This is a genomic window from Paracoccus sp. N5 (assembly GCF_000371965.1).
In the GTDB taxonomy this organism is placed as follows: Bacteria; Pseudomonadota; Alphaproteobacteria; order Rhodobacterales; family Rhodobacteraceae; genus Paracoccus.
Map to the genome: position 1 here is coordinate 2,207,916 of NZ_AQUO01000001.1, position 12,624 is coordinate 2,220,539.

Here is a 12,624-nt window from a genome sequence, read left to right on the forward strand (position 1 = left end):
GAGGGTGACAGATGCCCAGCCTCAAGGATCTCAAGAACCGGATCGGCAGCGTCAAGAACACGCGCAAGATCACCAAGGCGATGCAGATGGTCGCCGCCGCGAAACTGCGCCGGGCGCAGGAGGCGGCCGAGGCTGCGCGTCCCTATGCCGACCGCATGGCCAGCGTGATGGCCGGGCTGACCGCTGCGGCGGCCGGCTCGGACAACGCGCCGCGCCTCTTGGCCGGCACCGGCGAGGATCGTCGCCACCTGCTGGTGGTGATGACCTCGGAGCGCGGGCTTGCCGGCGGCTTCAACTCGTCCATCGTCAAGCTGGCGCGCCAGCGCATGGCCGAGCTGCAAGCCCAGGGCAAGCAGGTCGAGCTGCTGACCGTCGGCAAGAAGGGCCGCGAGCAGCTGAAGCGCGAATACTCGCAGTATTTCGTCCATCACGTGGACATGAGCGAGGTCAAGCGCATCGGCTATGAGAACGCGCGCGGCATCGCCGACGAAATCCTGGACCGCTTCGACGCCGGCCAGTTCGACGTGGCGACGCTGTTCTACAACCGCTTCGAATCGGTCATCAGCCAAGTTCCGACCGCACGCCAGATCATTCCCGCCGTGGTCGAGGAAGGCGCCGAGGCCGGTGCCTCGTCGCTCTACGACTACGAACCGGATGAGCACGCGATCCTGAACGATCTGCTGCCGCGTTCCGTGGCGACCCAGGTCTTCGCGGCGCTGCTGGAGAACGCGGCCTCCGAACAGGGTGCCCGGATGAGCGCGATGGACAACGCGACCCGCAACGCCGGCGACATGATCAACAAGCTGACCACCGAATACAACCGGACGCGTCAGGCTGCGATCACCAAGGAACTTATCGAAATCATCTCGGGCGCAGAGGCGCTCTGACACGTAGGGGTTAAACACATGGCAGAGGCCAAAGGAAAAATCACGCAGGTGATCGGCGCCGTGGTGGACGTGCAGTTCGAGGGCCAGCTGCCCGCGATTCTGAACGCTCTGGAAACCGAGAACAACGGCAAGCGCCTGGTGCTGGAAGTGGCCCAGCACCTGGGCGAGAACACCGTCCGCACCATCGCCATGGACGCGACCGAAGGTCTGGTCCGCGGCCTGCCCGTGACCGATACCGGCGCGCCGATCACCGTTCCGGTGGGCGACGTGACGCTGGGCCGCATCCTGAACGTCGTCGGTGAGCCGGTGGACGAGGGCGCGCCGCTGAACGTCACCGACCGCCGCGCCATCCACCAGCCGGCCCCGGACTTCGCCCAGCAGGCGACCGCGTCCGAGATCCTGGTCACCGGCATCAAGGTCATTGACCTGCTGGCGCCCTATTCCAAGGGCGGCAAGATCGGGCTCTTCGGCGGCGCCGGCGTGGGCAAGACGGTTCTGATCATGGAACTGATCAACAACATCGCCAAGGTGCACTCGGGTTACTCGGTGTTCGCGGGCGTCGGCGAACGGACCCGTGAAGGCAACGACCTTTACCACGAGATGGTGGAATCGGGCGTCATCAAGCCGGACGACCTGTCGAAATCGCAGGTGGCGCTGGTCTATGGCCAGATGAACGAGCCTCCGGGGGCGCGGATGCGCGTGGCGCTGACCGGCCTGACCGTGGCCGAGCAGTTCCGCGACGCCACCGGCACCGACGTTCTGTTCTTCGTCGACAACATCTTCCGCTTCACGCAAGCCGGTTCGGAAGTGTCGGCGCTCCTGGGCCGCATCCCCTCGGCCGTGGGATACCAGCCGACGCTGGCCACCGACATGGGCGCGATGCAGGAACGCATCACCTCGACCAAGAACGGCTCGATCACCTCGATCCAGGCCGTCTATGTTCCGGCCGACGACCTCACCGACCCGGCGCCGGCCACGACCTTCGCCCACCTGGACGCCACGACGGTTCTGTCGCGGGCGATCTCGGAACTGGGCATCTACCCGGCCGTGGACCCGCTCGACTCGAACAGCCGGATCCTCGACCCGGCGGTCGTGGGCGAAGAGCACTACAACACCGCCCGCGCGGTGCAGGGCATCCTGCAGAAATACAAGTCGCTGCAGGACATCATCGCCATCCTCGGCATGGACGAACTGTCCGAAGAGGACAAGCTGACCGTGGCCCGCGCCCGCAAGATCCAGCGCTTCCTGTCGCAGCCCTTCGACGTCGCCAAGGTCTTCACCGGCTCGGACGGCGTGCAGGTGCCGCTGGAGGACACCATCAAGTCGTTCAAGGCGGTGGTGGCCGGCGAATACGACCACCTGCCGGAAGCGGCCTTCTACATGGTCGGCGGCATCGAGGACGTGAAAGCCAAGGCCGCGCGCCTTGCCGCTGACGCGGCGTAAGGGGGCGACATGGCCGACACGATGCAGTTCGACCTGGTGTCGCCGGAGCGGAACCTGGTGTCCGTCCCGGTGCGCGAGGTGCGCCTGCCCGGCGCCGACGGCGATCTGACGGCGATGCCCGGCCATGCGCCGGCCATCGTCAACCTGCGCCCCGGCCTGGTGACCGTGGTCGCGGCGGACGGCAGTCAGACGGAATTCGCGGTGACCGGCGGCTTTGCCGAGATCAACAACGAATCCGTCACCCTGCTGGCCGAGCGCGGCCATCCGCGGGCCGAGATGACGCAGGCGGTCTTCGACGAGATGATGGCGCAAGCCCATCGTCGCGTGCAATCCGCCAAGGAGCGCGAATCGGCCGGCGAGGAAATCGTCGCCGCCGCCGTCAAGCTGCTGGCGGATATGGAGGCCCTTGGCACCCATATCGGGTTGGACCCGAACCACTCGAATTTCCCGCACTAAGCGCGGGCATCTGGCGAAAAAGACAGCAAGCCCCGGAAATTCCGGGGCTTTCTCAATTGTTTCTCAACCTTTTATCATCAGGATGCAGGGCATTCGGCGAGGGGAAGGCGGAATTTGCGGCGTTTCGGACATTTTGCTGTCGGGGTCGAGCAGGGCTCGGTCGAGATGTTCTCGGCCTTCGAAAGCGGCGGTCCGATGTGGACCGGGCACGGGCCGCGGCTCGAGGTGCAGCACGTGCATTTCGACCAGGGCTTCGCCGAGCCGCCGGTGGTGCATGTCGGGCTCAGCATGTGGGACGTGGACCGCAACGCCAACCAGCGCGCCGACATCCAGGCGGTGCAGGTCACGACGCAGGGGTTCGAGCTGCAATTCCGCACCTGGGGCGATACCCGCGTCGCACGGGTGCGGGCCAATTGGCTGGCCATCGGCCCGGTGCGCTACGAGGACGATTTCGACGCCGGTTGAGCCGTGCCCGCTGCGATGCCGCGGCCAAGGCTGCGGCGGCGCATCCCGGCGGATTTGGCGGCCGGGCCGGATCGAGGCTCTGCCCGGCGGGCCTTGTCGTGTTCGTCCAAGCCCTCAGCCAGGACATCGAGTGGGTGGATCTTGGTCCCGGCGATGAGAGCGACCTGCGCGAGTCGGCGCGTGGGGTTCAATTTCCTTGACGCCCGCCATTGTTCCGTGATCTTGCCCCGCTCTCCGCTCTCCGCTCTCCGCTCTCCGCTCTCCGCTCTCCGCTCTCCGCTCTCCGCTCTCCGCTCTCCGCTCTCCGCTCTCCGCTCTCCCGCGAGGATGCGCGAAGCCCGTGCTGCGCGGAATGAGGGAGAGGCAGCAGAGCTCCGCCAGCCCCCGCCAGGCCCGGACGAGGCGGTTGCGAAGCTGAAGAGAACTTTAGCCATCGGGGGTCCCGGTCGGCAGTCTCGAGAGCCATTCCGTTTCAGCGGGATAGGCGGATATGCCGCTTTTGTCTGGGCGAATTTCGCGCCTCGGGCGAGCGGCCGGTCGGCCAGGTCCGGCTCTTGCAGCGCGTCATAGCCGGCGATCACGGCGGCGCGCTGCGCCTCATGCGCGCCGCGTCGCAACCGACCCGGCCGGCTCAGGCGCGGTCGAGGTTCAGCCCGATCAGCTCGGCCAGTTGCTGCGGATGGGTGATCGGCAGCATGTGCCCGGCGCCCGGCACCCGGGCGCGGCCCACGTCGGGCAGCCGCGTCGCCAACGCATCGGCAATCGCCGGGATCACCGGGGGCGAATCTTCGCCCATGACGATCAGCACCGGCGCGTCGATGGCCTCGAGCCCGCCTTCGCGCAGGATATTGGCGCTGTCGCGGCGCAGGGCTTCGTTGCTGGCCTGCACCAGCCGGATCTGGCGGACCAGCCGCGCCTTGGCGGTCGGTGTCTGCGCCTCCCAGTCGATGCCGCCCCAGACCGAGAGAAAGGCGCGCGTCGCCTCGATCTCGTCGCCCTGGGCCAGCCGCGCGTCGATGCGGTCCAGAAGCCCGTCATGCGCCGCGTCGGGTGCGGCCGCGAACAGCACCGGCTCGACCAGCGTCAGGCTGCGCACCGCCTCGGGCGCGGCGACGGCGATGCGCAGGGCTACGGTCGCCCCCATGCTGTGGCCGATCAGGTCCAGCGGCCGCGTCACCAGCCCGGCCACCGCCCGGGTGACGGCGGTGTGGTAATCCGGCGGCCCGCCGTCCCAGCCGGGGCTGAGGCCGTGGCCGGGCAGGTCGGGCGCGGTGACCTGGATGCGGTCGCGCAGCGCATACGCGATCGGTCGCCAACAGGAGGCATTGCCCATCATGCAATGCAGCGCCAGTGCCGGCCGGTCGGCCTGGCCCGGCCATTCCCGCAGGTGCAGCCCGCTCACAGGCTGGCCAGATGCCGGTCCAGGAAGTCCAGCCGGTCCTGGCCCCAGAAGCGCTGGCCGCTTTCGCGCACGACATAGAAGGGCACGCCGAAGACCCCGGCCTCGGCTGCCTGTTTCAGGTTGCGGCCATAGGTCTCGGCGCCCAGGAACAGCCCCTTGTCGGCCAGGTCCGGGTCGAAGCCCGAGGCCGAGAGCTTGGCGCGGATCACCGCGTCATCGGCGATGTTTTCCTGGTCCGCCCAGACCGCGCGCAGGAAACGCTGCACCAGCCCGCCCAGATCGCCGCCGCCGGCCTCCTGCGCCGCGATGATCGCATAGGAGGAGGGCGCGGTATTCACCGGAAAGAACGCCGGCTTCGGCACCATCGGCTGTCCCAGCCAATCGGCCCAGCGGGCCAGTTCCTGGTCGCGGTATTGCAGCCGGTTCGGGTGGCGGTCGGCCGGGCGCACGCCGCCGGTGCGGTCGAAAAGCTGCCAGGCATCCAGCGGCTTGTAGGTGACCGAGGCGCCATGCCGCGCCGCGAGCTGCTCCAGCCGGTCGCCGGCCAGATAGCACCAGGGGCTCTGCGTGCTCAGGTAATAGTCGATATGCGCCATGGCGGGGCCTCCGGGGTTTGCGGGCAAGCTAGCCCGGTGCTAAGCGGGGTGCAATCACACGAATCCACCCTTACGGAGCCAGCCATGCCGGCCATGACCGAACCGAAGCTGATCGCGGGGAATGCGAACCGACCGCTGGCCAATGCCATCGCGCGGCGCATGTCGATGCATCGCGGGATGAATGTCGCCCCCATCGAAGCCCGCGTCGAGCGGTTCAACGACCAGGAGATCTTCGTCGAGGTCTATGAGAACGTCCGCGGCGAGGATATGTTCATCATCCAGCCGACTTCGAACCCGGCGAACGACAACCTTATGGAACTGCTGATCATGACCGACGCGCTGAAGCGTTCGTCGGCCGACCGGATCACCGCCGTCATCCCCTATTTCGGCTATGCCCGCCAGGACCGCCGCGCCAAGGCGCGCACGCCGATCAGCGCCAAGCTGGTCGCGAACCTGCTGACCGAGGCCGGCGTGGACCGGGTGCTGACGCTGGACCTGCATGCGGCGCAGATCCAGGGCTTCTTCGACATTCCGGTGGACAACCTCTATGCCGCGCCGGTCTTTGCGCTGGACGTGAAGCATCACTTCCGCGACCGGCTGTCGGACCTGATGGTGATCTCGCCCGACGTGGGCGGCGTGGCGCGGGCGCGCGAGCTGGCGCAGCGCATCGGCGCGCCGCTGGCCATCGTCGACAAGCGCCGCGAAAAGGCCGGCGAGGTGGCCGAGATGACCGTGATCGGCGAGGTGGCGGGCAAGACCTGCATCATCGTCGACGACATCTGCGACACCGCCGGCACGCTCTGCAAGGCGGCCGAGGTGCTGATCCAGCACGGCGCCGTCGAGGTCCACGCCTATATCACCCATGGCGTCCTTTCCGGCCCGGCGGTCGAGCGGGTGCAGAAATCGGTGATGAAATCGCTGGTCATCACCGATTCGATCGAGCCGACCGACAAGGTGAAATCCGCCTCGAACATCCGCATCGTGCCGACGGCGCCGATGTTCGCCCAGGCGATCCTGAACATCTGGAACGGCACCTCAGTCAGCTCGCTCTTCGAGATCGAGACCCTGGGGCCGATCTACGAAGGTCTCTACACCGGCGCCTGAGCCGGCCGCCGGTGCGGTGTCAGACCCCGGCCGCAAGGTCCGGGGTCTTTTTCATGGGCTCACAGGAAGCGCGGGAACTCGATCTTGGGGCAGCGGTCCTCGATCACCGTCAGCCCGCGGGCGCGGGCCCAATTCGCCGCCTGCGGATGACTGATTCCCAGCTGCATCCAGACCGTGCGCAGGCGCGGCAGATGCGCCATGGCCTGCTCCACGACTCCCGGCACCGCCTCGGCGCGGCGGAAGATGTCGACCATGTCCACGCCCGCCTCGGGCGGAATCGAGGCCAGGTCGGGATAGACATGCTCGTCCAGCATCATGCTGCCGGCATGGCCGGGATTGACCGGAATCACGCGAAAACCCTGCGATTTCAAATAGCGCGCCACGCCCCAGGACGGCCTTGCCTCATTCGGCGACAGGCCGATGATGGCGATGCAGCGGGTCGAGCGGGCGATACGCGCGATGTCGTCATCGGCCGGCGATGAGCCGATGTCGCGAAGAATAGCCAGGTTCATCTGATCCTCCCCCAGATCTCAACTTAGAGTGGCACGTAAAAAGCGCCCGGTCCAGTGTTCTGGCCGGGCGCAAGTCGCGGAACGAGGGACAGTGATCTGAACAAGACCGTTCCGTGGTCAAGTTCCCTAAATAAATGGGAACCGTGGCCAAAAAGTTCCACCCTGTTCACGAAAAAGTGAGAAACTCACGGATTCATCCGGGCCCAGAAGGCCTTGGCGCGCATCAGCACCTGCTGCGGATCGGCCAGAAGCCGCGCGCGCGCGCGTTCCGAGCGCAGGAAATAGGTGCGCTGGCCGATCACCACGAAATACCGCGGATTGCCGGGTTCCGAGCGGCCCTCGGACAGGGCGACGACGCAAAGCCCGCCCAGCCCCGGCGCATAGGCGCCCGGATTCGCCTCGAAAAGATTGCGGTTCTGCTCGCTGGCGAAATGCCAGGCCTTGCCGCGCCACAGCGTCACTAGGTCGCTGCGCCCCGGCACCGCCGCATTGTCGGTGCCATAGGACACCGGATCCATGCCGTCCAATGCCCAATTCTGCGCCAATGCCGGCGAAACGGGCAGAAGAAGCAGGAGGCTGGTCAGCAGGGCGCGAATCATCATGGGCACGGGCGATGGGGAAGATGCCTAGGATCTGGCAAATCGCCCGGCGATTCTCAACCGAGGCGGCGATTTTCTAGCGTCGATGTGATCCCGATGCCGCGCGCCGTGCTCAGCCGCGTGAGACCGCGTAAAGCGCCACCGCCGCCGCGTTCGAGACATTGAGCGAGCCGAAATCCGCCGCGAAGGGGATGCGGGCGATGCGGTCGCAGGTCTCGCGCGTGCGGTCGCGCAAACCGGGGCCCTCGGCGCCCAACACCAGGCACAGCGGCCGGCCCGCGACCTGTGCCAAGGCGTCGGGCAGGATCTCCTCGCCGGTGCCGTCGAGGCCGATCACCACATAGCCCATGCCCTGCAATTCGATCAGCGCATCGGCCAGGTTGGTGACGCGCAGATAGGGCTGGCGCTCGAGCGCGCCCGAGGCGGTCTTGGCCAGCGCGCCGGTCTCGGGGGCGCTGTGGCGGGCAGGGGCGAGGACGGCGCGGGCGCCGAAGACCTCGGCCGAGCGCAGGATGGCGCCGACGTTATGCGGATCGGTGACGCGGTCCAGCGCCACCAGCAGCGGCTTGCCGGGCCCCGACAGCGCCAGCTCGGTCAGGCTGCCCCATTTCAGCGGCTTCACCTCCAGCGCGGCGCCCTGGTGCACGCTTTCGGGCGGCAGCGGCACATGGCGGTCGAAGGTTCGGGCGTCGGTGATCTCGGGCTCGATGCCGGGGGGCAGGGCGCCCAGCCGGTCCAGCGCGTTCTGGGTCACCACGAGCCGCAGCTTTTCCCGCGCCGGATTGGCCAGCGCATCGCGCACCGCGTGCAGGCCGAACAGCCAGACGGTTTCCGCCGCCGCGGCGCGCCGGGCGCGCTCCTTGTCGATGACCCAGGTGGGTTTCTTGGTTTTCTGCGGTTTCTCGGCCATGACGCACCTATCCTTGGGCTTCTGGTAGCGCAGAAATCGCCGGGGATTGCAAGTTTCGCGGCGGTTTGCGGGCGGCGCGGATTTTTCCGGCGCTGACCGCTTGACGCCCGTGGCGCGGGCGGCTAATCACCCCTCCACACGCCGGAAGCGTTCGGCGGGCGACGTGCTGCAAGGTGCGGCAGCGGACTGTAACTCCGCCGGGGAGACCCATGCCTGGTTCGATTCCAGGGTCGCCCACCACTTCTTCTGAAAACTGAACGAAATCAACAAAGTGGTGTTCCGCATTCGCGCGATGCGGCAGCATGCAAATCAATGGGTTATGACGCAGGTGTCCCGTAGCTCCGGGCCTCGCCTGCGCAAAAGAAAACCGCCGGGGGCGCTGGCACTCCATCCGACGGCACTGTCAAAGGTCTTCTGACAAAAGAATATGTCACGGCTTCCCGCCGCGCCTCGGGCATCCGGTGCTCCAAGGGAACGATCCAGCGGCATACCGAGCTTGGCGAAACCATCGTCAAGCGCACGATCAACGAGTTCCTGAGCGAAGGCATCCTGATCGAGACCGGCCGCCGCGCCTGCAAGAACGGTTTTACCGTCGTCTATCGCATTTCCCGTGCCGCTGTCCGCACCCTGGAGGGCATTGCCGAACCCGATGGTGAGACGGGGTCCACAGAGGACGGGCGTGGGACGTGATCGTCTTCGCCAAGGCCGATGCGGTGCGGAACCTTCCTCTTCAGGCAGCTTTGCCATTTTGCGAAGACAATGAGATGGTGCGCCGGGACCGCCTGGTGACTGTCGCGGGGAGGGGTGCGATGACACGGCTTTATCGCGGCATGGACCGCGCGGCGCTGGACCGCGCCTATGACAACAGCGGCCATGTGGCGGATTTTCCCGGGCTGATCCGCGACTTCCAGACCCGCAGCCAGGCGATGCGGGCCGGGCACGGCGGGCGCTACGACCTGCGCTATGGCAAGGGTGCGCGGGAACGGTTCGACTGGCTGCCCTGCGGACGCGCCGAGGCGCCGGTCTTCGTCTTTGTCCATGGCGGCTATTGGCAAAGCTGCGACAAGGAGGATTTCACCTTCATCGCCGCCGGCCCGCTGGCGCATGGCTGGAACGTGGTGCTGGCGGAATATGCGCTGGCGCCCGCCGCCTCGATGACCGGCATCGTCAAGCAGGTCGGCCGGCTGCTGGACCATCTGGCCGGGCAGTCCGAGCTGGGCACGGGACCCATGTGCCTGGCCGGCCATTCCGCCGGCGGCCATCTGGCGGCGCTTCATCGCGGGCATCCGGCGGTGGGCTCGGTGCTGGCGATGAGCGGGCTCTACGATCTCGAGCCGATCAGCCTGTGCGGCTGGAATGATCCGCTGCAGCTGACCGAGGCCGAGATCGACCGCTTCAGCCCGCAACGCCGGATCGGTCCCGGCGCGCCGATGCTGGTCGCAGCCGGTGCCGATGAGCGGCCGGAGCTGCTGCGCCAGTCACGCGATTATGCCGCCGCTTGCCGGCAAGCCGGCGAACCGGCCGAGCTGCTGCTGGTGGCGGGGCGCAACCATTTCGATGTGCTGGATGACCTCGCCGATCCCGAGGGCGCGCAGCTGACTGCATTGGCGGCGCTCGGCGGCTAGAGGGCGTCTTTCATTCAAGCGTTCCAAGCCATTGCGCAGGCGAGGTCGACAAACGCCTTGAATGAGGCGACGGTCCTCTCGCATCGCAGGGCTATGCGCCGGAAGCATCTGAGCTTGTTGAAGAAACACTCCACGAGGTGACGTTCCTCGTAGAGTGCCCGGTCCAGCGGCGTACTCCCGGCGCGGCTGCGGTTGCGCTTGATCCGGACGGCGGCCCGCAGGTCGTCGTTCAAGATCGCCTCCGGTTTCCGATCTTGAATCAGCACGCCGACAACATGGAAATCCTTGAATGAAGACACCCTCTAGGCCGGGCGCATCTGGCCGGCGAGGATCACCACCGCGCCCAGGATGCACAGCCCGCCGCCCAGAAGGTCCCAGCGGCTCGGCGCTTGGCCCTCGGTCAGCCACAGCCAGCCGAGCGACGAGGCCACATAGATCCCGCCATAGGCGGCATAGGCGCGGCCGGCGAAATCGACCTGCACCCGGGTCAGCAGCCAGGCGAACAGCGCCAGCGCGACCATGCCCGGCACCAGCCACCAGGCCGAGCGGCCCAGCCGCAGCCAGGCCCAGAAGGCGAAGCAGCCGGCGATCTCGGCCAGCGCCGCCAGCCCGTAGACGGCCAGCGGCGCGGCCAGGGTCACAGGTCCAGTTCCTCGGCGTCGGCGAATTGCGCGTTTTCCTGGATGAACTGGAAGCGCAACTCGGGCTTCTTGCCCATCAGCCGCTCGACCAGGTCCGAGGTCTCGCCGCCCTCTTCCTCGTCGATCGAGACCCGGATCAGCTTGCGCGTCCTGGGGTTCATCGTCGTGTCCTTCAGGTCCTTGGCATCCATCTCGCCCAGGCCCTTGAAGCGTTGCACGTCGATCTTGCCCTTGCCGCCCAGGCCCTTGGCGAGCATCGCCTCTTTCTCGGCATCGTCGGCGACATAGACGCGATGCGCCCCCTGGGTCAGCCGGTAAAGCGGCGGACAGGCCAGATACAGGTGGCCCTTGTCGATCAGGGGCCGCATCTGGGTGAAGAAGAAGGTCATCAGCAGCGACGCGATATGGGCGCCGTCCACATCCGCATCGGTCATGATGATGATCTTGTCATAGCGCAGGTCGTCCACGTTGAACTTGCTGCCCATGCCGACGCCGAGCGCCTGGCACAGGTCGCTGATCTCCTGGTTCGAGCCCAGCTTGGAACTGGCCGCGCCCAGCACGTTCAGGATCTTGCCGCGCAGGGGTAGCAGCGCCTGGGTCTGGCGCTCGCGCGCCATCTTGGCGCTGCCGCCGGCCGAGTCGCCCTCGACGATGAAAAGCTCGGTGCCCTCGCGGTTCGCGTTCGAACAATCGACCAGCTTGCCCGGCAGGCGCAGCTTCTTGGTCGCCGACTTGCGGGCGGTTTCCTTTTCCTGGCGGCGGCGCAGCCGCTCCTCGGCCCGCAGCACCAGGAAATCCAGGATCGCGCCGGCGGATTTCGTATCCGCCGCCAGCCAGTTGTCGAAATGGTCGCGCACGGCGCCCTCGACCAGCCGGGCGGCCTCGACCGTGGCCAGGCGGTCCTTGGTCTGGCCGACGAATTCCGGCTCGCGGATGAAGCAACTGACCAGCGCGCAGCCGCCGGTCAGCAGGTCGTCGCGGGTGATCTGCGCCGCCTTCTTGTTGCTGACCCGCTCGCCATAGGCGCGGATGCCGCGCAGGATCGCCGACCAGAAGCCGGCCTCATGCGTGCCGCCCTCGGGCGTGGGCACGGTGTTGCAATAGCTCTGGATGAAACCGTCGCGCGAGGGCGTCCAGTTGATCGCCCAGTCCACCTTGCCGGGGACGTTGAACTTTTCCTTGAAATCGACGCTGCCGGCGAAGGGCCGGTCGGCATAGCTGGAGGCGCCGGTGAGCTGCTCGTTCAGGTAGTCGGCCAGCCCGCCGGGGAAGTGGAAGATGGCCTCCTGCGGCGTCTCGCCGTCGTCGATCTCGGACTTCCAGCGGATCTCGACGCCCGAGAACAGATAGGCCTTGGACTTCACCATGCGGATCAGCCGCGCCGGCTTGAAGCGGTGATGGCCGAAGATCTGCTCGTCGGCGTGGAAGGTCACGGTGGTGCCGCGCCGGTTCGGGGCGGCGCCGACCTTTTCCACCGGCCCCAGCGGGATGCCGCGCGAGAAACTCTGCTGGAACAGTTCCTTGTTGCGGGCGACCTGCACCACCATGCTGTCCGACAGCGCGTTGACGACCGAGGCGCCGACGCCGTGCAAGCCCCCCGAGGTCTGATAGGCATCGCCCGAGAACTTGCCACCGGCATGCAGCGTGCACAGGATCACCTCCAGCGCCGACTTGCCGGGGAATTTCGGATGCGGGTCGATCGGGATGCCGCGGCCGTTGTCGCGGATCACCACGCTGAAATCGGCCAGCAGCTCGACCTCGATGCGGCTGGCATGGCCGGCCACCGCCTCGTCCATCGAGTTGTCGAGGATCTCGGCCACCAGGTGGTGCAGCGCGCGTTCATCGGTGCCGCCGATATACATGCCCGGGCGCTTGCGGACGGGTTCCAGCCCTTCCAGCACCTCGATGGACGCGGCGGAATAGCTGTCAATCGCCTTGTCCGAGGCCGGGAAAAGATCGTCTGCCATGGCACCTGCTCGTCTTG

14 protein-coding genes and 1 tRNA gene are annotated in these 12,624 nt (G+C 67.1%); 7 read left to right on the forward strand and 8 right to left on the reverse strand.

Annotated elements, in window-relative coordinates; translation table 11 throughout:
* Positions 1 to 11: 11 nt before the first annotated feature.
* The 4 genes from PARN5_RS0111055 to PARN5_RS0111070 all read left to right on the forward strand — a co-directional run bounded on the left by PARN5_RS0111055 (position 12) and on the right by PARN5_RS0111070 (position 3,251).
* A complete protein-coding gene (locus tag PARN5_RS0111055) occupies positions 12 to 887 on the forward strand; it encodes a F0F1 ATP synthase subunit gamma (RefSeq protein ID WP_017999839.1) in 876 nt (291 codons plus the stop codon).
* Between the two features lie 18 nt (positions 888 to 905).
* On the forward strand, positions 906 to 2,330 hold the full coding sequence (atpD, locus tag PARN5_RS0111060) for a F0F1 ATP synthase subunit beta (RefSeq protein ID WP_017999840.1): 1,425 nt from the start codon (positions 906 to 908) through the stop codon (positions 2,328 to 2,330).
* 9 nt (positions 2,331 to 2,339) lie between these two features.
* Positions 2,340 to 2,786 (forward strand): F0F1 ATP synthase subunit epsilon, encoded by a 447-nt coding sequence (locus PARN5_RS0111065; protein WP_017999841.1) that lies wholly within the window; start codon positions 2,340 to 2,342, stop codon positions 2,784 to 2,786.
* A 114-nt stretch (positions 2,787 to 2,900) separates the two neighbouring features.
* A complete protein-coding gene (locus tag PARN5_RS0111070) occupies positions 2,901 to 3,251 on the forward strand; it encodes an H-type lectin domain-containing protein (RefSeq protein ID WP_017999842.1) in 351 nt (116 codons plus the stop codon).
* A gap of 631 nt (positions 3,252 to 3,882) precedes the next feature.
* Here PARN5_RS0111070 and PARN5_RS0111075 read toward each other — a convergent pair.
* Together PARN5_RS0111075 and PARN5_RS0111080 are read right to left on the reverse strand one after the other, a co-directional pair.
* Positions 3,883 to 4,653, reverse strand: coding sequence for an alpha/beta fold hydrolase (locus PARN5_RS0111075; protein ID WP_017999843.1), 771 nt, complete (start codon positions 4,651 to 4,653; stop codon positions 3,883 to 3,885).
* Entirely contained in the window at positions 4,650 to 5,249 is a 600-nt protein-coding gene (locus PARN5_RS0111080) for a 2-hydroxychromene-2-carboxylate isomerase (protein ID WP_017999844.1), read from the reverse strand. Before PARN5_RS0111080 ends, PARN5_RS0111075 begins: the two co-directional genes overlap by 4 nt.
* Positions 5,250 to 5,333: 84 nt before the next feature.
* Here PARN5_RS0111080 and PARN5_RS0111085 point away from each other — a divergent pair, with 84 nt between their 5' ends.
* On the forward strand, positions 5,334 to 6,353 hold the full coding sequence (locus PARN5_RS0111085; protein ID WP_017999845.1) for a ribose-phosphate pyrophosphokinase: 1,020 nt from the start codon (positions 5,334 to 5,336) through the stop codon (positions 6,351 to 6,353).
* 59 nt (positions 6,354 to 6,412) lie between these two features.
* On the opposite strand, the gene PARN5_RS0111090 is transcribed toward PARN5_RS0111085, so the two are convergent.
* The 3 genes from PARN5_RS0111090 to rlmB all read right to left on the reverse strand — a co-directional run bounded on the left by PARN5_RS0111090 (position 6,413) and on the right by rlmB (position 8,374).
* Positions 6,413 to 6,865 (reverse strand): CoA-binding protein, encoded by a 453-nt coding sequence (locus tag PARN5_RS0111090; RefSeq protein ID WP_017999846.1) that lies wholly within the window; start codon positions 6,863 to 6,865, stop codon positions 6,413 to 6,415.
* A gap of 185 nt (positions 6,866 to 7,050) precedes the next feature.
* On the reverse strand, positions 7,051 to 7,467 hold the full coding sequence (locus PARN5_RS0111095) for a YHS domain-containing (seleno)protein (RefSeq protein ID WP_017999847.1): 417 nt from the start codon (positions 7,465 to 7,467) through the stop codon (positions 7,051 to 7,053).
* Between the two features lie 109 nt (positions 7,468 to 7,576).
* A complete protein-coding gene (rlmB, locus tag PARN5_RS0111100; protein ID WP_017999848.1) occupies positions 7,577 to 8,374 on the reverse strand; it encodes a 23S rRNA (guanosine(2251)-2'-O)-methyltransferase RlmB in 798 nt (265 codons plus the stop codon).
* 156 nt (positions 8,375 to 8,530) lie between these two features.
* Here rlmB and PARN5_RS0111105 point away from each other — a divergent pair.
* Positions 8,531 to 8,614: transfer RNA gene (locus tag PARN5_RS0111105), tRNA-Tyr, on the forward strand.
* A gap of 569 nt (positions 8,615 to 9,183) precedes the next feature.
* On the forward strand, positions 9,184 to 9,999 hold the full coding sequence (locus PARN5_RS0111110) for an alpha/beta hydrolase (RefSeq protein WP_017999849.1): 816 nt from the start codon (positions 9,184 to 9,186) through the stop codon (positions 9,997 to 9,999).
* A gap of 14 nt (positions 10,000 to 10,013) precedes the next feature.
* On the opposite strand, the gene PARN5_RS23845 is transcribed toward PARN5_RS0111110, so the two are convergent.
* The 3 genes from PARN5_RS23845 to parE form a co-directional block, all read right to left on the reverse strand.
* Positions 10,014 to 10,232: a transposase gene (locus PARN5_RS23845; protein WP_085999842.1), complete on the reverse strand. Its 219-nt coding sequence runs from the start codon at positions 10,230 to 10,232 to the stop codon at positions 10,014 to 10,016.
* Between the two features lie 69 nt (positions 10,233 to 10,301).
* Complete coding sequence (locus PARN5_RS0111120; RefSeq protein WP_017999851.1) at positions 10,302 to 10,640, reverse strand: YnfA family protein; 339 nt, start codon at positions 10,638 to 10,640, stop codon at positions 10,302 to 10,304.
* Positions 10,637 to 12,607 (reverse strand): DNA topoisomerase IV subunit B, encoded by a 1,971-nt coding sequence (parE, locus tag PARN5_RS0111125; protein ID WP_017999852.1) that lies wholly within the window; start codon positions 12,605 to 12,607, stop codon positions 10,637 to 10,639. The genes PARN5_RS0111120 and parE overlap by 4 nt, the downstream gene beginning before the upstream one ends.
* Positions 12,608 to 12,624 lie beyond the last annotated feature (17 nt).